Consider the following 23,553-nt stretch of genomic DNA (forward strand, 5'->3'; position numbering starts at 1 on the left):
TCCGGGGTATAAATCATAATTGGCACTGGCTTTACAAGCACCCTGTTGAGTTCTCAAAGAACAACCACACACCGACCAGAAGCCCCACCACAGTGGAACCCCAACCCGGGGCTTTCCGTACCGTGTCCCCGCCGCTCTCGCGCCGGGCACTTTTACTACGTTACCTCACCGTCTTCGCTGTGTCAAACCGTGTGTCCCGGTCTGTCATGCTTCGTACGGGTCAGCGCCGGCGCACTCACGCAGCAGCGAACCGCTGCGTCAGGTCGTCGGATTCGGCAGACCGGCCGCTGCGGTTTCCCGCAGTCTCGCCCGGTTCCCTGCCGGTCGTGAACCTTACCCGGTCGGCTTCGCCGCACCAAATCCGCCTCGCGGCCGATCCGGCAAGCCCCGCCCGGACCGCGTCTCCCAGGAGCGAACCCCTGCTTGACCCGGTTGCCAACCCGTTTCGGTGCTCTAGGACCTTCGTCCCGTTTGCCCCGTTCCGCGCTGGCAGAGAGAAAGTTACGCGTCTGCGGGTTTGATCGTCAAATCCACGGGTAGCGGCGCGCGTCACATTCGCGCGTCCGACCGGTTTTCCCAGGTCAGAGACGTTCCGGCGGCACGAGGGCTCGGCGACCCTCAGTAGTTGGGGGCGCTGACCCGCCCGATCCGCAGGAGCAGCGGTGATCAGGACGGCTGCCGTCGCCGGGCGGCGAGCCAGGCCCGGACGCCGAGAACGCCGGCGGTGGTGCCGATTGCCAGGGACGCGGCGATCAGCAGCGCGTGCACCCACAGGAAGCTGGTGGCTGCGCCGTCGGCCACCGTGCCGGACGCCCAGGACCGCGGGTCCTGCCAGATGGCCACCGCGAACCTCGGCCAGATCACCCAGGTCCAGACGCCGACTCCGACCAGGAAGAGACTCCACCCTCGCGACAGCACCATGGCAGCCGAGTATGCCAGCGCACCTGTTCAGCGGGCCGGCTGCGGGAAAGCGAACGCACTGCCACGCCTGGACAGGAGCTTGTTTCCGGCGTCAGCGGGATGGGCACTGCGAAGAGGGACAGCTGAGGACCGTCCCCTGGAGGTGCCCCATGCAACCCTCGATCTTCAACCCCTGGGCCTGGCGTGATCCATCCGCCTTGGCCGGCGGGTACACGCAGACGACCCCCTCGGTCACCCCTCCGGAGGGTCAGGAGGATGGGCACGACGGCCCGGATGCCCCCGGGCCGTGGATCTTCGGCCAGAAGGTGTTGCTGCCGGCCGGAACTGTGGACCGGGTGGATCACCAGGAACGCGTCGTGTACGTCGACCGGACCCGCCAGCAGATCAAGGACGCCCCACCGTTCGATCAGGTTTCGGCCGACCAGGAGTACCGGGAACGCGTCGGCACGTACTACGCCGACAGCTACCTCCCCCCTCCCGGCGCCATCCCGCGGGTAATCTGAGGCCGTGGTCCGGACGGGCAACTGCGCAGCCGAGGCGGTCGACCTGGTCGACGGCCAGTCCCTCGGTGCCGTGCCCGAGATCCCGACCAGCTCCGGCGATGGCCGTGAGCAACTTCTGAACGTCCTCCGTGCCGGTGGTCTGCGGTTTCGCGCCGGCGCGCGATGGCAGGCGACTCGCTGAGTCGATCCCGCTGATCAAGCAGGGCTGAGCCAGCCCTGCTTGGCGCGCGCCCACGCGTCACCCACCTTCGGATACGAGAGGCACCACCATGTCCGTCGCACGAATGCTCACCGGCGACCGGCCCACCGGCCGCCTGCACCTCGGCCACTACGTCGGCAGCATCGCCAACCGGGTACGGCTGCACCGGCGCTACGAGAGCTTCTTCATCATCGCCGACCTGCACATGCTCACCACCCGCAACCGCCGGGAGGACATCGACCAGGTCTCCGGCAACGCCCGGGAGATGGTGACCGACATTCTCGCCGCCGGCGTCGACCCCGACCGGGCCACCTTCTACCTCCAGTCGGCCATCCCCGAGATCGGCGACCTCAACACCCTCCTCCAGAACCTGGTGACAGTGCCCCGGCTGGAACGGGTGCCCTCGCTCAAGGACATGGCCCGCGACGCCGGCAAGGAGGAGATGCCGTACGGGCTGCTGGGCTATCCGGTGCTCCAGGCCGCGGACATCCTCTGCGTCAAGGGGGAGGTGGTTCCGGTCGGCCGGGACAACGCCGCACACGTCGAGGTGACCAGGGAGATCGCCCGGCGGTTCAACCACCTGTACGGCCCCGTCTTCCCGGTGCCCGAGTTGATCCCGGCTGACACACCGAGCCTGGTGGGGACCGACGGCGCCGCCAAGATGAGCAAGAGCCGGGGCAACTCGATCGCGCTCTCCGACGACGCGGCGACGGTGCGGCGCAAGGTGCTCGGCATGTACACCGACCCGAACCGGGTGCGGGCCGACGTGCCGGGCACTGTGGAAGGCAACCCGGTCTTCGCGTACCACGAGGTCTTCAATTCGGACCGCGACGAGGTGGCCGACCTGGCCCGGCGGTACCGGAGCGGGCGGGTGGGTGACGTGGAGGTCAAGGAACGGCTGATCGTCGCGCTGGAGGGGTTCCTGGCGCCGATCCGGCAGCGCCGGGCCGAGATCGAAGCCGACCGGGGCCTGGTCGACCGACTGATCGTCGAGGGTACGGAACGGACCCGCCAGGAGGTACGCCAGACGGTGCTCGAGGTACGCCGGGCGATGGGGTTGACCGGCGCGTACCAGCAGGTGCGGCGGCGGGCTGAGCGGAGCCGGCGCCGGACGGACGCCTCGACCTGAGGCCGGGGCGTCCGGTCGGCGACGTGGCGCCGGGTCCGCTGCGACACCATCGGGGTCTCAGCGGATCCGGACGTCAGCCAGGTCCAGGGTGATCGGCGTCCAGGAGAGGTCCGCGGTGCGGTCCTCCTGGCGGATGTGGATCCGGCGTCGCGTCGGCACGACCAGCCCGTCGACCTCGGTGGCTCCGCTGACGTAGTGCGCGACTCGGGAGGAGCCGTTGACCACCGGCTGGTAGTCCATGCGCCGGAGCAGCCCGCCGTCGTCGAAGTAGTACAGCTGGGTGTCGGTGTGGGTGTGCACGCTCTCGGGGAACGTGACGCGCAGGACGCGCCACGACTCGCCGTCCTCCGCCCACGGCTCGACCTCGTGCGCCTCGACGCCCGGCCAGGTGAACAGGAACGGCTCGACGAGGTAGTGCCAGGTGGCGTAGCCACGGAAGTAGGCCGCCTGGGCGAGCGTCCACTGGCTCTCCCCGGTGTACCCGGCAAAGCTGGCCCGGGGGTTCGTCAGCTCGTCGATCAGGCTGCCGTCGGCCGCGGTGACGGTGACCCGGTCGGTGTCGCTGTCGTACTCGGTGACCTGCCCGGTGCCCTCCTGGACGTGGCGGATCCGTTCCCGGTGCAGGTCGGCCTCGACCAGTTCGGTGCTGTCGAAGTCGGGGCGGCCCTTGAAAGCCCAGAACGGGCCGCCGTAGGTGAGCCGGGTGGTGAGGGTCGACGCGGTGTTCCAGCGATCGAGGCCCCCGTGGCGCTCGATCACCTTGGCGAGCAGTGCATCCATTGCTTACTCCTAAGTTAGGACTAGTCGGTTCGACGTTAGCACTACACGGTGGACGCCGACTACGATGGCGATGTGACTCAGCGGACTTACCAGGACGCCTGCGGGGCGGCCCGCACGATGGACATCGTCGGCGAACGCTGGGCGCTGTTGATCGTCCGAGAGTTGGTGTTCGGCCCGAAGCGTTTCGGCGATTTGCGGGCCGGCCTGCCGAAGGCCAGCCAGAACGTGCTCAGCCAGCGACTGCGGGAGTTGGAGCAGTCCGGCATCGTCCGGCGGGTGCAGCTCGGGCCGCCGGCCAGCGTGCACGCGTACGAGCTGACGCAGCGCGGTCAGCAACTGGAGCCGACACTGATCGAGCTGTCGCGGTGGGGCGCCGGCCTTCCCGCGGAGCCGGACGTCGAGATGAGCACCGACGCGTTCATGCTGTTGCTGAAGGCCCTCTATCGGCCACCGACCGATGCGCCGGTGACCGCTCGACTCCGGTTGCAGGTGGGCGCCGACGCCTTCGAGGTGGGGGTGTCCCCGAGTGGGATCAGCGTGGTCCGTGGCCGGTCGGGCCCTGTTGACGTCACGATCACCGGCACGGTCAGAGCGCTGCGGGCCATGATGTTCGGCGGCACGCCGCTGCGGTCGGCGGTCTCCGCGGGCGAGATCGAGATACACGGCGACAGCACGGCGGCCGAGCAGTTCTTCCTGCTCTTCGCAGCGACGCCGGGCGAGTAGACCGGATGAACCGCCGACCGATATAGCGCAGAATGCGAGAATGAGGAAGATTCTCGACATTCGTCCGGTGCCGGCGGGGGTGACGCACCGGACCACGATGTTCGAGATCTTCTTCGATCTGGTCTTCGTCTTCGCGCTCACCCGGGTCATCACATTCATGGCGGGGTCGCCAGGCGCGCTCACCCTGGCCCAGGGGCTACTGCTGCTGCTCCTGCTGCTGTACTCCTGGTCGCCGTACATCTGGGTGGGAAACCTGGTCCGGCCGGACGTCGGTCCGGTCCGCGCGGTCACCCTGGTCGCGATGGCGGCGATCTTCGTGGCCGCGCTGGTGCTGCCGGACGCGTGGCAGCAGAGCCCGGAACTGTTCGACGCGCCGTTGACCCTCGCCCTGGCCTACGTGGTCGGCCGGGCCGTGCAGCTCGTGATTCTGTTCTGGGCGAGCGCGGAGAACCCTCCGCTGCGGTCGACGCTGCGGTTCTTCACAGTGCCGGTCGTGCTGGGCTGGGTCCCGCTGATCATCGGCGCCCTGCTCGGCGGTGCAGCCCAGACGGCGCTCTGGACTGTCGCGTTTCTGCTGAACATCGGTGGCGCCAGGATCGCGTCCACCTTCCGGCCGTGGCAACTGCGCAGCGTGGACCACTTCAGCGAGCGGTTCGGCCTGGTGCTCATCATCGCGCTGGGAGAGTCCCTGATCTCTGCCGGCGCAGGCCCGAGGGTGATGGCACCGGTCGGCTCGGCCCTACTGGCCGCACTGCTCGGCCTCACCAGCACGGTCTGCCTGTGGTGGCTCTACTTCGACCGGCTGGCGTCCGCCGCTCGGGAAGCGGTCAGCAACGTGCCTGGTGACCGACGGGCCAGCGTGGCCGGCGACGCGTACGGCCTCGGGCACTCCACGCTGATCATCGGCGCCATCTACGTCGCGCTCGGCATCGAGGAGGTGATCGCCCAGCTCACCGAGGAGTCGGCGCACCCCGGCCGGCTGGGGTGGGAGGCCGCCACCGCGCTCTACGGCGGCGCCGCGCTCTACCTGCTCAGCAGGTTGGTATTCCGCCGGCTGACCGTTGGCGCGGTGTACCCGGCGCAGGTCGTCGCCTCGCTGCTGCCGCTGGCCCTGCTGCCGGTCGGCCGGTCCCTGCCGCCACTGGCAGCGCTCACAGTGCTGACCGCCTTCCTGGTCGGGGTGACCTGGTTCGAACGACGGGTGGACCGACGCGACGAACGGCCCGAGTCACGAAAATCCTGACGCGCCGTGTCGATATCCCCGGCCCGCGTTCGTCGTCATGCTGTACGGCGACCCGCCGCACCGAGAGGAGCCGAAACGTGAAGTACATGCTGCTGTTCATGAGCCCCATGGTTGACGGGGAGGTCGTCGACAACGGGTGCAGCTTCGAGGACTGGATCCGCTACGACCGGGAGATGAAGGACGCCGGGGTCTGGGTCTCCGGGCACCCCCTGCAGGACCTCACCACCTGCACCACAGTGCAGGTCGGCCCGGACGGCGAGCGCACGATCACCGACGGGCCGTTCGCCGAGACCCGAGAGCTGCTCGGCGGGTACGACGTCATCGACGTGCCGGACCTCGACGCCGCGCTGGAATGGGCGGCCCGTAGTCCCGGAGCCATCGGCACCGGATCGGTCCAGGTCCGTCCGATCTTCGAGATCGACCTGCAGGGGTGACAGTGCCGGCCGAGGGGGCGGCCATCGGGTCGTCGGTGGAGGCGGTGTTCCGGGAGGAACGCGGCCGACTGCTCGCCTCGCTCGTGCGCCGCTTCGGCGACCTCGACCTGGCCGAGGAGGTCACCTCCGAGGCCATCGAGGCGGCGCTGACGCACTGGCCGTCCGACGGCGTGCCGAGCCGGCCGGGCGCCTGGCTGCTCACCACGGCTCGGCGTCGGGCCGTGGACCGGCTGCGTCGCGACCGGGTGCTGGCGACCCGGCTCGCCGTACTGCAGGCGGAGGCCGAGCGGGCCGATCACGCGCCGCCGGCCGACGCGGACCGCGACCTGCCCGACGACCGGTTGGCGCTCTTCTTCACCTGTGCGCACCCGGCCCTGGCCGCGCAGGATCGCGGCGCCCTCACCCTGCGGTTCCTGGCCGGCCTCACCACCACCGAGGTCGCGCGGGCCTTCCTGGTGCCGCCCGCCACCATGGCCCAACGACTCGTCCGCGCCAAACGGAAGATCCGCGACGCGCGCATCCCGTTCCGGGTGCCGGGACCCGACGAGCTGCCCGGGCGCCTGCCCACTGTGCTCCAGGCCGTCTACTCGGTCTTCACCGAGGGGTACGCGGCCAGCTCCGGCCCGGAGCTGCAACGGATCGACCTCGCCGAGGAGGCCATCCGGCTGGGCCGGATCCTGCGTCGGCTGCTGCCGGCCGAGCGGGAGGTCGCCGGGCTGCTCGGCCTGATGCTGCTGGTCCACGCCCGACGGGACGCGCGTACCGGGCCGGACGGCGCCATGATCCTTCTCGACGACCAGGATCGGGAACGCTGGGACCGACCCATGATCGAGGAGGGACGCGGCCTGGTGGTGGTCGCGCTCACCGGCCGAGCGCCCGGCCCGTACGGCGTGCAGGCCGCCATCGCCGCGCTGCACGACGAGGCAGCCGACGTGGCAAGCACCGACTGGCCGCAGGTGGTGGCCCTCTACGACGTGCTGCTCGGCCTGGTGCCCTCACCGATCGTGGCGCTCAACCGGGCCGCAGCGGTCGCCATGCGGGACGGGCCGGCGGCCGGGCTCGCGCTGCTCGACGAGTTGGCCGACGAGCCTCGGCTGCGCGGCCACCACCCCTATCCGGCGGCGCGGGCCGACCTGCTGCGCCGGCTCGGCCGGTACGACGAGGCCGCAGCCGCGTACCGCAGCGCGTTGACGCTGGTCGGCACCGAGCCGGAGCGCGCGTACCTGCTCAGCCAGCTGAAAGCCGTCACGACCGAGTGAGCTGTACCCTTCCCGGGTGAGTCTGCCTCTGCCTCCCGGGCCGTTCGCCGCGTACCTGTTCGACTGCGACGGCACCATCGTCGACTCGATGCCGCTGCACTACCTGGCCTGGCAGCGGGCCCTCGAGGAGTGGGGCTGCGAGTTCCCGGAGGACCTCTTCTACGCCTGGGGTGGACGGCCCACCGCCGACATCATCGTCGCGCTGAACGAGCAGCAGGGTCTGGCCATGCCGGTGGCGGCCGTCGTCGAGCGCCGGGAGAGCTACTACCAGGAGTTGCTGCCGCAGCTCGCCGCCGTGCCCGATGTGCTGGCGCACATCCACGACGCGCACCGGCGGGTCCCGTTCGCCGTCGTCTCCGGCAGCACCCGCGCGTCGGTCACCGCCTCCCTGGACGCGCTCGGCCTGCTGGACCGATTCGACGTGCTGGTCTGCGCCGACGACTACACCCGGGCCAAGCCCGACCCGGAGGCGTTCCTGCTCGCGGCGGCGCAGCTCGGCGTACCCCCGGAGTCCTGCCTGGTCTTCGAGGACACCGACCTGGGCATCCAGGCCGCGACGGCGGCCGGCATGGCTTCGGTACGCGTGCCGCAGCAGCGCACGCCCTGACGTCTCAGGCCACCGTCAGCAGGAGCTTGCCGGAGTAGGACGTCTGTAGGCGCTGGTGTGCGTCCCGCACCTTGCCGAGTGGGAACTTCTGCGCGACGTGCACCACGAACGGCCCGGCCTCGATGAGCTCGTTGAGGCGCTGCAACTGTCGAGGGCTCGATTCGCCGTCGTACGCGCGGACCATGACGCCCGGCCGCTCCTGCGGCTCCGGCTGCACACCGTGGGCGAACGCGACCACCCCGCCGTCGGCCAGCGCCTCGGTGAGCCGGTCCAGCGTCGCGCCGCCGGCCATCGCCAGGATGGCGTTCACCCCGCCCGGCGCCGCGTCCCGGATCCGGGCCAGCACATCGGTCATCTCCCCGTGGCCGTCGAGGGATACGTCGGCGCCGAGCCGGGTCACCAGCGCGACACCGTCCGCCCCGGACGCCACGGCGATCACGTTCAGTCCCTGCCGCTTCGCCAACTGCACGGCCAGGTGACCCTGACCGCCGCTCGCACCGAAGATCAGCAACCAGGCGCCGGCCGACAGGCTGATCGCGTCGAGCCCGGCCAGCGCTGTCAGCGCATCGGTGGGCATGGCCCCGGCGTGCTCGGCGGGCACACCGTCGGGCACCTTCGCCACGTACTCGGCCTTCACCGACGCGTACTCCGCGTAGAAGCCGCCCTTCGGCCGACTGGTGGCGGAGACGTAGACCAGGTCACCCACCGCCAGGCTGGTCACCTTGCTGCCGGCCGCGATGATGGTTCCGGCGCCGTCGGAGCCGGGCACGATCGGGAGCGCCGAGCCGTCCGGCACCAGCACACCCTCGCGCTCGTATGCGTCCCACACCCCGACACCGGCGCTCAAGACCTTGATCAGCACCTCGTCGGCGGCTACCTGCGGGATCGGCAGCTTCCGCAGGGTGATCACCTCCGGCCCGCCGAACTCGTCCAAGGCCGCAGCCTGCATCCGCTCTGGCACATCCCCGTCAACCATGTGGATTCCCTCTCCGTGCCGGCGTCACCGTCGCAGCATGCCGGCTCGGGAACAGGCGTGGCCCGGAGCGGAGCCCCGTTCACCCACAAGGACGAACGCAGGCGCTCGGTGCGCCTCGCCGGGCGTAGCCGGCGCGGGCACGGGAATGTCCGCGAACCCGCCGGGCGCGAGCGGGTGCGTTCGACGGTGAGGACCGGGCGCGTCGCGCTGACCGCAGGACCGACGGAAGGGGCATCGTGCACGCACCGTCGACGCGGGCCACGGCCTGGCTCCTGGTGGCGCTCGCGACGGCCTCCGGCTGCGTCGACGTGATCTGTCTGACGAAGCTCAACGGCTACTTCGCCAGCGTGATCACCGGCAACCTCGTGCACTTCGGCCACGCGCTCGCCACTGCCGACACCCGGTCGCTCGCGGGTGCGGTGGTGGCGGTGGGCGGGTACGCGGTGGGCGTGGCCGCTGCCACGGTGCCGTTGCGCCACACCCCGCCGGGTTGGAACCTCCGTACCGCGGTGGTGACATCGGCCGAGGCGGTGCTGCTGCTCGGCTTCACTGTGGGCTGGCTGGCCTGCTCGGCACGTCCCGGGTACGGCTTCGGGCTGGTACTGCTGGCGATGGCGGCCGTGTCGAGCGGCATCCAGAGCGTGATCACCGTGGCCGCCGGCGTACGGGGCGCGTCGACCACCTACCTGACCGGCTCGCTGACCGAGTTGGTCCGGCGCCGCGTCGTCGACCCGCACCGGTTCGCCGACGTGGGTGGCGTCGGTCGGCTGGCGGGGCTGGTGGCCGGCGCAGTACTCGGCACTGTGGTGCTGCGTACGGCCCCGACCTGGGCATCCGTGCCGGCGGCGGTGCTGGTGGTCGCCGTTGTCGCGTTCGCGATCGGTTTGACCCAGCGGGCGAGAACCGCCGCCGGCCGAAGCCAGCCGAGTTGACCGGAGCCGCGATCAGGAGGTCTGCGGCTCCGGGCCACGAAGCGCCTGCTCGACGGCGTTGCGGACGCGGGCGTCCTCGCGCGCCTTGCGCTGCGCCCGGTTGCGGCGTCGGAACAGGTACGCCCCGACGAGCACGGCGATCAGCACGACGAGCACCAGCACCAGCATCCAGGGCAGGGCCCAGCCGTGCGCGGTGACCTGGACCGGCTTGAGCGAGGTGGTGGAGCCCGAGGCGTCGGTGAGCAGGGGTGTCACTGTCGCGGTCGCGGCCAGCGAGATGGCGGGAGCCACCCCGTGTACGGGGACCGACACGTCCCAGCTCTCACCCGGAAGCAGCTCCGGCGGCGCGGCCACGTCCTCGGCCCGCACCCGCAGCAGGCCGAACGGGCCCGAGACGTTCACCGCCTGCTTACCGGACAGGGCCGCGTTGCCGACGTTGTGGACCTTGTAGGAGATGGTGGCGGCGCCCTTGCTGAACGGGTTGGTCGGTCCGGCGTACGTGACGTGGAGGTTCTCGATCGCGAGGTTCGGCTTCAGCTCGCCGCCCACTCGCAACTTGATCCGGATACCGAGGCGCCGGTCGACGTTGATCCCCTCAGCCTGGTCGGCCTGGGTCAGCGTGGTGAGGATGCCACCGACGTAGTCCCCGGGCGTGGCGTTCCCCGGAACACCGACAGTGAAGGGGACCTGGGCGGTCTTGCCGGGCTGGATCACCACACTGCCGGCGTTCGGCTTCACCCAGGCGCCGATCGCGATGGACTTCTTGTCCTTGGTGAGCAGGTCGAGCTGGCCGGCGTCGGTGGTGAAGCCGTCGGCCGCGTACACGGAGAGGGTCAGCGGCGCCGGGCCGCGGTTGGCCACGACCATGGCGTCCTCGACGGCACCGCCCGGGTTGACGTTGTAGCTGTAGCTGGACCGGGCCTCGCCGTAGCCGTTGGAGGCCGTCCGGACCGTCCAGGCGACGTTGCCGTCCGCGGCCAGGGCGGGACCGGCACCGACACCGACGGCCGCGACGACGGCGAGCAGGGACAATGCAGTCGTACGGAGGCGTGCGGCGGTCGTGGTCTTCCAGCGAGTTACGGACGGTTGCATCTCAAGTCCTTGTGGTGATCTTGGTAGTGGGTGAACCGGTGGCGGGGTAGGCCCCGAAGGTGCCTACCCCGCCGAATGAAACAGTCCGGTCAGCTGCTCAGTGCGGTGATCGTGAGGGTGGTGCGGTAGCTGCCCTTCGCGATGCTGTCCGGGATCTTCAGGTCCAGGTCAGCGCCGAGCTTGGCGCCACCACGCGGGTGACCCTGCGCGGCCGCTGCGAGCGCGCTGGAGACCGAGAGGCCCTTGCCCTGGTCGTCGAGGGACGACAGGACCGGGGCACCGGCCTCGGCGCCCGCGCCGGCGTCGAGCACGTACGGGTTCCAACCGAGGTAGGAGCCGGAGAACTTCTTGTCGGCATCCTGGAAGTCGCCGACGTTGGCCGAGATCGACCACGGGGCGAGCGACCGGCGGCTGTCCGACACGAGGATCGGGTTGATCTTGCCGTTGGCCTGGAAGGAGGTGCCGTTGCGCTCCTGCGCGGTACCCAGGTCGACCAGACCGTTGTAGCCGTCGATCGTCCAGCCGAACTCACCCGGAGCCGGGTTCGGCACGTTGACCTGGATGGCCTGGCCGTCACCGTGGAACGGGTGCACCGTCACGTTGTCGACGATCGAGCCGACCGGCTGACCGTCCGGGGTGTTGACGCAGGAGAGGCCCTTCTCGACGGCCGCGTTCGGCGCCGCGCAGGTGCCGCTGCGGACGTTCGCGAGAACCAGCTTGTCGCCGCGAACCTGCACCTTGACGTAGCTGCGCACGTGCTCCTGGTTCTGCACGGAGTTGTACCAGTACTTGTTCGCGTCCAGCGGGTCCGGGCCGTTGCCACGGATGCCGGTGCCGGTGTCGTCCGGCTTCTTGATGTCGTAGTACTTCGAGCCGGAGGCCGAGTTGGCCGTCACGTAGATGACGCCGCCCGGGCCGGGGAACACGTCGGCAGCGCCCGGCTTCTCAGCCGGGTTCTCCTTCTGGCCGTTCTTGATGGAGTAGCTGCGGGTGTAGCTGTGGTCGTGGCCCTGGAGGACCATGTCGACGCCGAGGTTGGAGAACGCGGTGGTGAAGTCTTCCCGCCGCTGCTTGTTGTCGGTGTCGGTCGCGTGGCTGGCCGGCGAGTAGATGGAGTGGTGGTAGACCAGCACCTTCCACTTGGCCTCGGAGCCGTGCTTGTTGATGACGTCGGTGACGTACGCGACGTGCGCCGCGTCGCCGCCGGCGGAGCCGTCCGCCGGGTTGACGTAGCTGTTGCTGTTCAGGTCGATGAACAGCACATCCTTGTGGATGAACCAGTAGTCACCGCCGGACCGGGTCGCCTGGTCCCCGTTGTAGTACTGGGCCGAGCGGTCGGTGTTCGGGGTGAAGTGGTGCTGCTCGTAGGACTTGCCGCCGACGTCGTGGTTACCGATGGTGGCGACGAGGGGGACCTGGCGCAGCTGGTCGGGGGCCAGGAACGAGGTCCACTGACCCTCGTCGTTGGCGCTCTCGACGTGGTCGCCGGCGGAGACCAGCAGCTCGGCGTTCGGGTTGGCCGCGGTGGCGACCTTCAGGGTGTCCTCCCAGCCGGCCTGGTCCTTCAGCCGGTCACCGGAGGAGCCGATCTGCGGGTCGCCGAAGAACAGGAAGTCGTAGTCGCCCTCGAAGTCCTGCGTCTTGAAGGCGTACGCCGGGGACCAGCTGCCCTCGGCGCCGACCCGGTACGAGTACGCCGTCTTCTCACGCAGGTTGCTGATCGTGGCGTGCCGGTTGAAGCCGGTGGTGGAGGTGTTCGCCGCACCGACGGCGTCGAAGCTGACCGCGCCGGCCGGGAACTCGCCGTTGACGATCTCGGCGGTCGGGGCGAGCTGGATCTTCTGCGCGGTGTCGGCGGAGGAGTACCAGCTCACGATGCGCTGGGTCTCGTTGGCGCCGACGCCGAGGACCACACCGGTGATCGTGGTGGACTCGGCAGCGCTCGCGGTGGCCATCAGGCCACTACCGAGGGCCGCGCCCAAACCGAGGAACCCGGCTGCGACCCCGGCGACCAGGCGCCGCCGCACGAGCGCGGAGGCCCGTGTCGAGGTGCTCAATGTCATCGACATTGTTCCCTTTTCAAATAGAGAAATGGATTGTGTCTTCACCCGACGCTGGGGAAGCAATTCCACGCTTTCGCCGCCCGATGAACCGACCATGAACGTGATCTTGCGAAAGACTGCACTTCACGAACTACTTAGCCTTGCTCATGATCCAGAAATGCGCTGCACAAACCAGATCAACCCCATAATGGACACGCCAGCAGAAACAGCCCCGGTCGCCCAGAGGCCGGCTTTCGGCGCACGACGGCGCAGCACGAACAGCAGCGGGAAGACGACAGCGATAATCGTCAACTGAACGACCTCGATGCCGACGTTGAACACCAGCAGCGACCACAGCAGGGTCCACGACCACGCCTCGTCGATACCCAGGGCGCCCGCGAAGCCCAGGCCGTGCACGAGGCCGAAGCAGAACACCACGCCGAGGCGGATCCAGCCGGCCCGATCCAGGCTGAAGTGGCCGCGCCCGGCCGTCTCCAGGTCGGCCGCATGCTCGCCACGCCGCCAGATTCCCCACAGGTGCCAACCGGCGACGACGGCGATCGACATCGCGATGATCGGCTCCACGATCACCCCCGGCACCTCGACCAGGCCGAGCGCGGCGAGCATGAACGTCACCGAGTGCGCCAGGGTGAAGCTGGTGGCCGCGAGCACGATCTCCCGAAGCCGCCGCGACCCGGCGATGAGCGCCAGCAGGAACAGGATGTGGTCGATCCCGGTCAGCAGATGTTCGGCGCCCAGGAGGAAGAACTCGCCGAACCGCTCGTACCAGGCCTGCGCGGTAGAGAAGGACGGGTTGGCGGAGTCGAGCGCCGCACTGCCCGAACGGCCGTCGATCTCGTAGGTGACGATCGTCTTCGTGTCCTTGACGTAGCCCTCGTCATCCGGAAAGAGGCCGCTGCGCACCACGTGCTCGCCGACAGGCTCGGGGCAGGTCCAGTCGAGCAGCAGGTCCGCGTACGGCACGCCCTCGCGCTCGCCGATCGTCGCGTCACCCACCTGGGTCGGCCGGCAGGCCGCACCCCGGGAACTCACCGAGAACCGGTCGGAGACGTACCCGAGAACGGCCGACGCGTGACTCTTCAGTGCGGCGGCTTGGGCGGCGCTGTCGCCCGCCTCGAACGCGGCGGTTCCCGCCTGGAAGAGCGGGTCGTCGTCGCCGGCATCGGCGGCGGACACGACGAGGAGGTCGTATTCGAGCTCCACTCCGGTCCGAATGTGACCCTCATCTCCCGCTGCAATTTTCGCGTACACAGTCGACGAGAAGCCGTGCGCGGATGCCGGTTCGGCGCCCAGAAACGGAACCACCGCTGCGGCGAATCCGACAGCGGCGACGATAACGGTACGGCGGATGCGGCCTAACATTCGACTCCCTCGGTTGGCCAGTGCACGTTGCATGCCGTGGGTGAACACCAACCCGCACACCGACGAACCGCCGGAGAACAACTTCCCCGAACGACCGCCCACCGATTACCGGTGACCGGAATTGAGATAGGAATACGAAGAAGTACGCGCACTTTCCGCCACCACCCGGAGGACGATCACCTTGCGCCCCCCGCTTCGGGCCGTTGCCATGCTGGCCGCGACCGCCGCGCTGGTCACCGCCTGCAACTCCAGCGACGACTGGTCCGAGCCGCGTCCGGCGCCCAGCGCCGTCGGCTCTCTCGGTCCGGGTTTCGTCGACCCGTCCACGAAGCCCGCGCCGGAGGCGACAATCACCCCGCAGCCCGGCTCGTGGGCCAACGTCCACCCGCCGAAGAACTACCGGGTTGTCCTGCTGACCAGCGGTACTGACAATCCGACCAAGGTCCTCGTGACCGCGGTGAAGGAGTGGGCCGACGACGAGCACGTCGATCTGAGGACGATCGCCGTCGGCAACGCGCACGACAGCGTTCCCAGCATCGCCAAGGCGATGGAGATGGGCCCGGACCTCATCGTCAGCGCGGGCAACGACCTCATCGACGGGCTCGCGCTGGTCACCCCGAACCACCTGGACGAGAAGTTCCTCGTGGTCGGCGCGGAACTTGCCGAGCCCACCCACAACGTCACAGCTGTCGACTGGGACGGCGCGTCGTTCCGTGGCGAGGGGCTCGGTATGTCCTCGACGTACGACCCGAACTCGTTCACCGCCGATCGCTGCACGGCGGCCATCCGGGCGGGCGTGGCCGCGGTCCTCAACGACCTGACCGGGCTCGTGGTCTGGCTCTGACGCTCGGGCTCCGGCTGGAGCCGCTCGACCCGGCACGGAGGCGAACCTCCGCACCGGGCCTGCGAGTCACCCGGCGGAACAGGTGGGAGTCATCCCCGCACCGGTGCCGCTGCCCTGGTAACCGAACTCGGTCGACTGCCCGGCCGCGATGGCGCCGTTGTAGGCGACATTGGTGAACTGAACGGTCCCGGTGCTGCCGCTCCGGTCGGCGCTCCAGACGCTGGTGATGCTGGCACCCGACGGCAGCGTCATGGCGACCGTCCAACCGTTGACCGGCGCGGCGCCGGCGGTCACCCGCACCGTGGCGACGAAACCGCCCGTCCACTGGTTGACCGACACCGTCGCCGCACAGCCACCACCGGTCGGGGGCGGCGTGGTCGGGGGCGGCGTCGTCGGGGGCGGCGTGGTCGGAGGGGGCGTGGTCGGGCCGTCAGCCAGGACCGGCGTCGGCCAGTCCCGCCAGTCGGCCAACCGGCCGAGCGCCTTGCTGGAAATCCGGATCACGCCCGGCTCGTTGCCCGTCTTCAGCAGGAACTTCCGGATGTTGTTCTGCAACGGGGTACGCCACTCGGAGCGGTTGGCGCAGTGGCTGCCGTCCTGAACGTCGGACCAGTAGGTGATGTTGTCGCCGGCGCCGAGCGCCTTGTAGACCTCCGCGCCGCCCAGGGCCGCGACGCTCGCCGACCGGGGGCCGAGGTTGGCGATGTGCGGGTTGTCCATGATGAACAGTCCGCGCGGTGCCACCATGGCGACCATCTCGTGGGTGTCCACCGGGAGCCGGTTCGGGCTGCCGGTGAAGGAACCGAACGCGTCACCCAGCCAGGGTTGCTCCCCGTACGCGCTGCTCAGGCTCTGCGCGCCCTCACCCGGGATACCCCTGAAGATGGGGACGCCCGCGCTGCCCGATTCGATCGGCATGGTCAGGGCGATGCGTTGGTCGAACACCCCGATCGCGAAGGCGCCCTTGCCGTAACGGGAGCAACCGGTGACGCCCATCGCGTCCGCCTTGAGGATCCTGCCGTCGGACTGCTCGATGACGTCGATGATCCGGCTGACGCCCCAGCCCCAGGCGGCGAGGAGTCCGGTGCTGCTCGATGAGCCGTAGATGCTGTAGAACGCGCCCTGCTTGTTGTTCCGGGGGGTGCCCTCGCGGCCGACCGCCAACGGGTCGTAACTGATCACGGCAGCGCCGGCGGCCTTGATGGTGGCCGTGTCGGCGCCGAACCCGCCGACGACCACGACGGCGGGGAAGGGACCGGTGCCGCTGGGCAGCTCGACCCGCGCCGAGAAGCTGGAACTCCTGCCGTTGTGTGCCACGTTGACGCTGACGGTGCTGTTGGACACCGTCCCCGTGACCGTCGCGGGCTTGGCGGGCTTGTCGCCAAAGACGAACTTCTCGGCAAGTTCCTTGATCTCCGCCCGGCGGCAGCGCCAGTCGGACCTGGTGGTGATGGTCGCCCCGTTCAGCTTCTTGAAGGGGTCGGGGAGCTTGGCGTTTGTGGGCAGCGAGCCCAGGTCAGGCAGACCGGACACCGCGCAGTCGGCGCCCTCGTCCTCCACTGCCGCGGCCAGCGGGCCTACTGCGGCTTGGGCGTTCGTCGTTCGGGTTACTACCGATACCGATCCGGCGACCGTGAGCGCTGCCAGCGCCAGCACGACGACCAGGAACCGGGTTCTGGGACGGCCCGAGGGGATGGTCACCAGAGGTCTCCTTCCAAGGTGGTGATTACAGGAAGGGACGAAGCGAGATCAATGATCGCGATTGCCAGCCACGTCAAGCCTGAGTCGATCCATTGGAGAGTGTCAATGTTTTTCCGAAAGTTTCGGCCCCGAGGATAGCGGGCCCTCCTGCGCTTGCACTGTGAATCGCTGACGGCGGAAGCCACTGCGGTGCCGTCGGCGGCCCAGCCAGGCTGGCCAAACCGCCGATGCTGATGCTCAGTCCCAGCAGATGCCGTGTCGGAAACATCTCGACGTCCACCGATCCGGCGCGACGGCCAGCGGTCCGGCACGCCGAGACCTGCGGCCTGACCAGACCGACCCGACGCCTGTTACCGGGAGCGCCGGACCGCGAGGATCGGGACGGAATTACTGATGATCAACAGTTAGAGTGCGGCCAATACCCCCCTCAACGGAGATGACGTGAACCGCATACCGTCGAAATTCTCGCGCCTCGCCGCGGCGACAGCGCTGCTGGCAACGGCCACCCTCTTCAGCGCCCCACACACGGCGGCTGCCGCCGAGGCGCTGCCCGAACTGTTCGTCTCGTTCCGCAATGAACCCGTTGCTGAGATCGACCACAACGGCAGAACCGTCGGCATGTACGTCTACAACCACGGCGAGGCCCCGGCGACGGCGGTGACCGTCACCCTGGACCTGAGCAAGGTCTCCGACGCGGTCACCGCGTCCGTGCCGGATCGCAGTGACTGCAAGCTCGCCGACACCACTGTCACCTGCAACGTCGGAGCGCTCCACGCCGGCCAGTTCAAGTCCATCGACCCCCTGACGCTGGCCAGCCGCCCAGGTGCTGCCCGCGGCGACGCCGGCTCGGTCACCGTCACCATCGACGGTGCCGAAGACGACATGGCACCGGGCAACGACACCACCTCGTTCCCGGTCACTGTGGTCCCGTCCGGCCCCGATCTGGTCGCCGCCGCACAGGACCTGAACAACGAGAAGACGCCGGTCGGCCCGGGTGACACCGTCCCGCTGTATGCGGGCGTCGGCAACGAGGGCGACGCCGCCGCCGAGAACTTCACCGTAACGGTCGGTGTTCCCACCGGCGCCACGTTCGCCGAGCGGTACAGCGACTGCACCTACACCGACTACCACCCGGACGACATCGGCAAGCCTTATGTGTACGGGCCCAACGAGGTCACCTGCGCGGTCCCGACGAGCCTCGCGCCCGGCGACGGTCTGCTCTTCTTCGACGACGAGACCGGGACATCGCTCTTCAACATCAACTTTGGCCGCAACATGGACGGCCCGAGTAAGAACTACGGCGGGGTGTATGTCGCCCTCGCCGGGCAGGAGCGCTCGGCCAAGGGCAGCACCCGCACCAAGGGCACCGGGCCGTCGTTCGCCGAGGCTGTTCGCAAGCTCGCCGCGAAGGGCGCGAAGGGTGACCTCACGCGGCAGCGCGCGGCGCAGGGCGAGCTCGACGAGTCCGACAACCACGCGTTGTTCGGGTTCTGGACCAAGCCGAACACCCTCGACATCTCGGTGACCGCGCCGGCGGTCAAGGGTGCCGTCGGTCAGACGGTAAACGTCGTTTACGAGGTCGTCAACAACGGTCCCGCCGACGGCCGCGGCCCGTCAGTGATCATCACGGCGCCGACCGGAACGGCCCTGGTGCCCAACGTGTGGTGCTGGTCCGACGTCCCCGGGCTGGAATCGCCCAAGCTCGAGTGCAACTTCGCGGGCGACTTCCCGGCCACGGCATCCGGTTGGGGCCGCATCAGGTCGACCGTCGAGGTGAAGATCAAGTCCACTCCGGGCACCGACGGCACGATCGTGGCCGGCAGCGACACCGCGGCGTCCGAGTCAAAGCCGGAGAACAACACCGCCCGGATCATCATCACCAGCGGCACTGCCGGCGGCGGCACTGGCGGCGGTGACGACGAGGGCGGCTCGGGTGGCGGCCTGCCCATCACCGGCGCACCGGCCGCCATGCTCGCCAGCGCCGGTGCGGCAGTGCTTCTGCTCGGCGCCGCGCTGCTCGTGCTGTTCCGCCGTCGACGCGTGGTGTTGCAGATCCCGCGCGACTGATTCAGCAACAGGTGACAGCGGGGGTGGGCCGACGCTGGCCCACCCCCGCTGTGTTACCGGTGTCGAAGCCGCTCACCTCGGCCCGCGGTCCAGGAACTCGTACGTTGTGGTCAGGCCCTCGGGCAGGTCGGGGACGAGGGCGTTGGTGCCGTCGACCACCTGGACGTAACGCTTGCCCTGGAAGATCGAGTAGCTGCCGTCAGGAACCTGATCGATCCGGAAGAGCTGCGTCGAGGCGGCAGCATCACACGCCCGGCCGCGTACGCTGCCCGGCGCGGCGTCGTGCACGACGGTCATGCAGATCGCGTTGGCGCCGGACGCCAGGAGGATCCGATACCTGTCGCCCTCGGGGCGCAGCACCCACAGCGCCCGGTCGTCGATGCCCTGTTCGGTGGTGGCCCGCACCTGATCGCCGTCGCTGTCGATCGCCAACGTGGCCCCACGCATGCCGGGCAGCACGATCTGGACCTGCCGCCGGCCAGCGAGGATCTCCTGCGGTCCCGCCGAGGCGGTCGCGGACGGGACCACTGGCGGTGCGACAGGGGTGGCCGGACCGACACCGGGCGACTCGACGTCGTCCCGCACCTGCACCAGGGCGGTGCCAGCGGCGAGGGCCACCACGGCCAGCCCCGCTGCGCCGACGACCGTCCGACGCCGCCGACGCCGGTCGCTGCGGTGCCGCAACGTCTGTGCCCCCGGCAGCGTGGTGACTCGCCGGACCTCGTCCACGATCGCCCCGAGATCGTCGCGCGGATCAGCCATGGGAGGTCCCCTCCTGGTGCGCATCGGTCAGCAACCCGGCCATCGCTCTCCGACCACGGGCGAGGTACGTCTTCACGGTTCCGACGGGGGCCTGCATCTCGGCTGCCACCTCCGCGACGCTGAGGTCGTTGAGATGGTGCAGCACAACGGCCCGCCGCTCGTTGGCGCTCAGCCGTTGCAGCGCCTGCAACAGTGCGATGTGGTCCTCGTTCAGTCCGGGCACACCCTGGTCGACAGCGGCCCGGCGGTGTGCGCGTACCCGGTTGAATGCCTTGCGCCAGCTGCTCACCGCGATCCGGGAGGCCACCCGGCGGACCCACGCCTCCGGACTGTCCGTCTCCCGTACCGTCGCCCATCGCTGCCAGGCCCGCATGAACGCCTCGGCGACGGCGTCCTCCGCCTCGGCGCGGTTGCCGGTGAGCGCGTACACGTGACCCACGACCCGACCCGCACAGGCCGCGTAGAGGGCGTCGAACTCTTCGGCGTCACGCATCCGACCGGTGCCCTCCTCTGCCTCGTCCCCTGGTCACCGCCGCATCGAACTCGCCAGGGGGGACCGCTCGCGTCGGCGCGGGGCGAGATTGTGGCCTCTGTCACACCAGGGTGATCAACCTAACGACCTGGCCAGGCGTCATCGTGCCGACCCGGGAGACGCCCGTGGCGGAGAGGATCGATGTGCGACGACGGCAACGACGCGCCCTGACAGCCGGCGTACTCGCGACCGCGCTGGTTGCGGCTGGCCTGACCGCCCAACCGGCGAACGCGCAGGAGAAGCCGACGGCCACGGCCCCCGGCGCCCACGGAACCTTCACCCTGATCACCGGGGACCGGGTTTCACTGGACGCGGCGGGCCGCCCGCAGATCCAGCGCGGGCCGGGTCGTGCCGGCATGCGGTTCGTGAGCAGCCGGGAGGACGGTCACCAGTACGTCATCCCGGTGGACGCGATGCCACTGGTGCGGGACGGGCGGCTCGATCGACGCCTGTTCGACCTCAGCACGCTCGGCGAGTTCGGCTACGACGACCGGGCGGCCGAGTTGCCGCTGCTGGTCGCGTACCCCGAGAACATGGCGGCGCGGGCGCGGACCGCGACCACCGGGGGTGCCGGGCGGGTGCGGGCCGACCTCCCGGCCGCGCACGCGCTCGCGGTCCGGGCGGACCGGGACGACCGGGTGACGCTCTGGGCATCGCTCACGGGTGGTACGTCGTCAGCGCGCACCCTCGCCGCAGGGATCACCCACATCTGGCTGGACGGCAAGCGCAAGGTCTCCCTCGATCGCAGCGTGCCCCAGATCGGTGCCCCGGCGGCGTGGCAGGCCGGTTTCGACGGCACCGGCGTCACCGTCGGCGTGCTGGACACCGGGATCGACGCCAGCCACCCCGACTTCGCCGGCCACCTCGCCGAGGTTCGGGACTTCACCGGCGGCAACGACCCCAGCGACTCGGTCGGCCACGGCACCCACGTGGCGTCGACGATCGTCGGCAGCGGCGCCGCGTCCGGCGGCAGGTATCGCGGGGTTGCGCCGGGGGCGAAGCTGCTCGTCGGCAAGGTCTGCGCCACCACCGAATGCCAGGACTCGGACATCATCACCGGCATGCAGTGGCTCGCGCCGCAGACCCGTGTGGTCAACCTGAGCGTGGGCGGCGACGACGCGCCCGGCCTCGACCCGTTGGAGACGGCGGTCCAGGACCTGAGCCACCAATACGGCACCCTCTTCGTGGTCGCGGCCGGCAACGAGGGGAAGCCGAAGTCGGTCTCCTCGCCGGCCTCCGCCGACGACGCTCTCGCCGTCGCCGCCGTGGACGCCGACGACCAGCGGGCCTACTTCTCCAGTCGGGGTCCGCGCGTCGGCGACAACCACATCAAACCCGAGATCAGCGCGCCGGGCGTCGACATCGTTGCCGCCGCCCCGGGCGGCGACTACGCCACCATGTCGGGTACGTCGATGGCGACCCCGCACGTGGCCGGCACCGCCGCGATTCTCGCCGGGCAGCACCCGGACTGGACCGGCCCGCAGCTCAAGGCCGCCCTGATGGACTCGGCCAAGCCGACCGGCGAGGACACCATCTACGAGCAGGGCGCCGGCCGGGTGGACATCGCCCGCGCGGTCGCCCAGCCGGTTGCCACCGACATCGCCGCCATCGACTTTCCGGTGCAGCGCTGGCCGCACGCCGACGACAGCCCGATCACCCAGGTCGTCGGCTACCGCAACACGGGCACCGCGCCGGTCACCCTGACGCTGGCCATCGCTCCGGCCCCGGCCGGCATGCTCACCGTCAGCCCGGCCACGCTGGTGGTGCCGGCCGGTGGCCGCGCCGAGGCGACGATCACCGTGGACACCCGGGTAAACGCCCCGGACGGCGTCTACCAGGGCGCGCTGACCGCTACCGGCGCCGGCGACCTGCGGGTACGGACGCCCTTCGTGTTGAACCGTGAGATCGAGAGCTACGACGTACGGCTCAACCACACCGGACGCGACGGCAAGCCGGCCACCGAGTACACGACAGTGGCGGCGAACCTGACCACCGGCGAGTTCAGCACCCTCCCCGCGACACCGGGCGGCGGCGTCCTGCGGCTGCCCAAGGGTCGGTACGCGCTGTACAGCACCATCCACGAGGGCGCCGTGTCGACACTGCTCGCGCAGCCGGTCCTGGACGTACGCGGCCCGGTCACCGAGGCGGTCGACGCCCGCAACGCCAAGCCGGTCGCGTTGACACTGCCGCAGCACGACGCCGCGCCGATCTCGATCAACGTGAGCGCCAACTGGGACGACGGCATGCGCTACCCGGGCGTCCAACTCAGCGGAGTGTCCTTCACTGACGTCTTCTTCGGCCGGCTCGGGCCCGCCGTCACGGCGCCCGAGTTCACCGCGACGCTGGGCGTCGGGCTCGCCCGGCCGGGTAAGGACGGCACCTTCCGGAACAGCCCCTACACCTACGACCTGGCGTACGTCGACAAGGGCGACATGTTCACCGGCCTGACCAGGAAGCTGTCGCCGAAGAACCTGGCCACCGTCCGGGCGACCTACCGGAGCCAGTCCACGACGGCGACGGCCACCCGGTTCCACCGCGCGTCGGCACCCGGAGGCGCGGGCCCGATCGGGTCGAACACGCGTGTCGACCTGCCGTTCACGGGCACCGAGTACTACAACACCGACGGCGGCATCGTCTGGACGTCCACGTTCGTCGAGGGGGACACCCTCACGACGCAGGATTCGACGTTCAAGTCGGGGCGCACGTACAGCCAGACCTGGAACGCGGCGCCCTTCGGGCCCACAGTGACCCAGGCACCGGCCCTGTCACCCCTGGGATACGCGGGCCGCGACGGCGACACCATCTCGATCGCGTCGTTGCCACTGTTCGGCGACGCGGCCGGTCGCCCCGCGAGCCGCGACGACCGGCCGGTGCGGTTCCGGCTACTGCGCGACGGTAAGGAGATCGGCACCTCGGACAGCCCGTGGGCCGACTTCGCGGTGCCCGCCGGGAAGGCCACCTACCGGCTGGAGGCGGCTGTCACCCGGGAAGCTCCGGACACGCTGTCGACGTCGGTCTCGGTGGCCTGGACCTTCACCTCGGCGCACACCGCGTCGCCGGAGCGGTTGCCCCTGACGACGGCTCGGCCGACGCCCGTGCTCGATGACACCAACACGGCACGCGCGGGCCGGATCATGACGATTCCGGTGACGCTGGATCGGCAGGCCGGCTCGAAGGCAGCACCCAACCGCACGCTCGGTGTGTCCGCGTCGTTCGACGACGGCCGTACGTGGGTCGCGTTGCCGGTGTTCCGGAACGTCGCGCTGATCAGTCATCCGCGACGGGCCGGATTCGTCTCGCTGCGCCTGACCGCCACCGACACCGCCGGCAACACTGTCACGCAGACGATCCAGCGGGCCTATCGGATCGCCTGACACATCGCCTGGTCCGGGGTGGCGGCTGCTGGAGCCGCCGCCCCGGACCG

The 23,553-nt window shown here is 69.9% G+C and carries 21 protein-coding genes; 12 read left to right on the plus strand and 9 right to left on the minus strand.

Translation table 11 applies throughout. From position 1 onward, the window contains the following. Positions 1-666: 666 nt before the first annotated feature. Positions 667-921, minus strand: coding sequence for an SCO4848 family membrane protein (locus tag ACLJOK_RS14940; protein ID WP_091397045.1), 255 nt, complete (start codon positions 919-921; stop codon positions 667-669). Positions 922-1,070: 149 nt separating this feature from the next. Between ACLJOK_RS14940 and ACLJOK_RS14945 the strand changes: the two genes are divergently transcribed. The 3 genes from ACLJOK_RS14945 to trpS all read left to right on the plus strand — a co-directional run bounded on the left by ACLJOK_RS14945 (position 1,071) and on the right by trpS (position 2,752). Next, positions 1,071-1,424, plus strand: coding sequence for a PRC-barrel domain containing protein (locus tag ACLJOK_RS14945; protein ID WP_410819386.1), 354 nt, complete (start codon positions 1,071-1,073; stop codon positions 1,422-1,424). Between the two features lie 4 nt (positions 1,425-1,428). Next, positions 1,429-1,605, plus strand: a complete 177-nt coding sequence (locus ACLJOK_RS14950) for a hypothetical protein (RefSeq protein WP_410819388.1) — start codon at positions 1,429-1,431, stop codon at positions 1,603-1,605. 88 nt (positions 1,606-1,693) lie between these two features. Further along, positions 1,694-2,752: a tryptophan--tRNA ligase gene (gene trpS / locus ACLJOK_RS14955; protein WP_410819390.1), complete on the plus strand. Its 1,059-nt coding sequence runs from the start codon at positions 1,694-1,696 to the stop codon at positions 2,750-2,752. 57 nt (positions 2,753-2,809) lie between these two features. On the opposite strand, the gene ACLJOK_RS14960 is transcribed toward trpS, so the two are convergent. After that, entirely contained in the window at positions 2,810-3,532 is a 723-nt protein-coding gene (locus tag ACLJOK_RS14960) for a hypothetical protein (protein WP_410819391.1), read from the minus strand. Positions 3,533-3,604: 72 nt separating this feature from the next. On the opposite strand from ACLJOK_RS14960, the gene ACLJOK_RS14965 reads away from it, so the two are divergent. The 5 genes from ACLJOK_RS14965 (at position 3,605) to ACLJOK_RS14985 (ending at position 7,798) form a co-directional block, all read left to right on the plus strand. Beyond that, positions 3,605-4,255 (plus strand): winged helix-turn-helix transcriptional regulator, encoded by a 651-nt coding sequence (locus tag ACLJOK_RS14965; protein WP_410819393.1) that lies wholly within the window; start codon positions 3,605-3,607, stop codon positions 4,253-4,255. A 40-nt stretch (positions 4,256-4,295) separates the two neighbouring features. Next, complete coding sequence (locus tag ACLJOK_RS14970) at positions 4,296-5,498, plus strand: low temperature requirement protein A (protein ID WP_410819395.1); 1,203 nt, start codon at positions 4,296-4,298, stop codon at positions 5,496-5,498. 86 nt (positions 5,499-5,584) lie between these two features. Next, positions 5,585-5,932 (plus strand): YciI family protein, encoded by a 348-nt coding sequence (locus tag ACLJOK_RS14975; RefSeq protein WP_410821499.1) that lies wholly within the window; start codon positions 5,585-5,587, stop codon positions 5,930-5,932. A gap of 2 nt (positions 5,933-5,934) precedes the next feature. After that, complete coding sequence (locus ACLJOK_RS14980) at positions 5,935-7,191, plus strand: RNA polymerase sigma factor (RefSeq protein ID WP_410821500.1); 1,257 nt, start codon at positions 5,935-5,937, stop codon at positions 7,189-7,191. 16 nt (positions 7,192-7,207) lie between these two features. Continuing rightward, positions 7,208-7,798, plus strand: a complete 591-nt coding sequence (locus ACLJOK_RS14985) for an HAD family hydrolase (protein WP_410819397.1) — start codon at positions 7,208-7,210, stop codon at positions 7,796-7,798. A 4-nt stretch (positions 7,799-7,802) separates the two neighbouring features. Here ACLJOK_RS14985 and ACLJOK_RS14990 read toward each other — a convergent pair whose 3' ends face one another. Then, positions 7,803-8,774 carry a quinone oxidoreductase family protein gene (locus tag ACLJOK_RS14990; protein WP_410819398.1) on the minus strand — a complete coding sequence of 324 codons (972 nt, stop codon included), beginning with the start codon at positions 8,772-8,774 and terminating at the stop codon, positions 7,803-7,805. 236 nt (positions 8,775-9,010) lie between these two features. On the opposite strand from ACLJOK_RS14990, the gene ACLJOK_RS14995 reads away from it, so the two are divergent. Next, a complete protein-coding gene (locus ACLJOK_RS14995; protein WP_410819400.1) occupies positions 9,011-9,706 on the plus strand; it encodes a YoaK family protein in 696 nt (231 codons plus the stop codon). Between the two features lie 12 nt (positions 9,707-9,718). Here ACLJOK_RS14995 and ACLJOK_RS15000 read toward each other — a convergent pair whose 3' ends face one another. The 3 genes from ACLJOK_RS15000 to ACLJOK_RS15010 all read right to left on the minus strand — a co-directional run bounded on the left by ACLJOK_RS15000 (position 9,719) and on the right by ACLJOK_RS15010 (position 14,271). Next, a complete protein-coding gene (locus ACLJOK_RS15000) occupies positions 9,719-10,798 on the minus strand; it encodes a WxL protein peptidoglycan domain-containing protein (RefSeq protein WP_410819402.1) in 1,080 nt (359 codons plus the stop codon). An 89-nt stretch (positions 10,799-10,887) separates the two neighbouring features. After that, entirely contained in the window at positions 10,888-12,861 is a 1,974-nt protein-coding gene (locus ACLJOK_RS15005) for a fibronectin type III domain-containing protein (protein ID WP_410819404.1), read from the minus strand. A 144-nt stretch (positions 12,862-13,005) separates the two neighbouring features. Continuing rightward, on the minus strand, positions 13,006-14,271 hold the full coding sequence (locus ACLJOK_RS15010) for a HupE/UreJ family protein (RefSeq protein WP_410821501.1): 1,266 nt from the start codon (positions 14,269-14,271) through the stop codon (positions 13,006-13,008). A 133-nt stretch (positions 14,272-14,404) separates the two neighbouring features. Between ACLJOK_RS15010 and ACLJOK_RS15015 the strand changes: the two genes are divergently transcribed. Beyond that, on the plus strand, positions 14,405-15,067 hold the full coding sequence (locus ACLJOK_RS15015) for a hypothetical protein (RefSeq protein ID WP_410819406.1): 663 nt from the start codon (positions 14,405-14,407) through the stop codon (positions 15,065-15,067). A 66-nt stretch (positions 15,068-15,133) separates the two neighbouring features. On the opposite strand, the gene ACLJOK_RS15020 is transcribed toward ACLJOK_RS15015, so the two are convergent. Further along, positions 15,134-16,768 carry a cellulose binding domain-containing protein gene (locus ACLJOK_RS15020; RefSeq protein ID WP_410819407.1) on the minus strand — a complete coding sequence of 545 codons (1,635 nt, stop codon included), beginning with the start codon at positions 16,766-16,768 and terminating at the stop codon, positions 15,134-15,136. A gap of 441 nt (positions 16,769-17,209) precedes the next feature. Here ACLJOK_RS15020 and ACLJOK_RS15025 point away from each other — a divergent pair, with 441 nt between their 5' ends. Further along, positions 17,210-18,835 carry an LPXTG cell wall anchor domain-containing protein gene (locus ACLJOK_RS15025; RefSeq protein WP_410819409.1) on the plus strand — a complete coding sequence of 542 codons (1,626 nt, stop codon included), beginning with the start codon at positions 17,210-17,212 and terminating at the stop codon, positions 18,833-18,835. Positions 18,836-18,907: 72 nt separating this feature from the next. On the opposite strand, the gene ACLJOK_RS15030 is transcribed toward ACLJOK_RS15025, so the two are convergent. Both ACLJOK_RS15030 and ACLJOK_RS15035 read right to left on the minus strand, forming a co-directional pair. Beyond that, the gene (locus ACLJOK_RS15030; protein ID WP_410819411.1) at positions 18,908-19,597 is read right to left on the minus strand and encodes a hypothetical protein; all 690 of its coding nucleotides are present in this window, start codon (positions 19,595-19,597) and stop codon (positions 18,908-18,910) included. Beyond that, a complete protein-coding gene (locus tag ACLJOK_RS15035; protein ID WP_410819413.1) occupies positions 19,590-20,090 on the minus strand; it encodes a sigma-70 family RNA polymerase sigma factor in 501 nt (166 codons plus the stop codon). Before ACLJOK_RS15035 ends, ACLJOK_RS15030 begins: the two co-directional genes overlap by 8 nt. A gap of 164 nt (positions 20,091-20,254) precedes the next feature. Here ACLJOK_RS15035 and ACLJOK_RS15040 point away from each other — a divergent pair, with 164 nt between their 5' ends. Then, a complete protein-coding gene (locus tag ACLJOK_RS15040; protein ID WP_410819414.1) occupies positions 20,255-23,503 on the plus strand; it encodes a S8 family peptidase in 3,249 nt (1,082 codons plus the stop codon). Positions 23,504-23,553: the final 50 nt, after the last annotated feature.

The organism is Micromonospora sp. 050-3 (genome assembly GCF_046549335.1).
In the GTDB taxonomy this organism is placed as follows: domain Bacteria; phylum Actinomycetota; class Actinomycetes; order Mycobacteriales; family Micromonosporaceae; genus Micromonospora; species Micromonospora trifolii.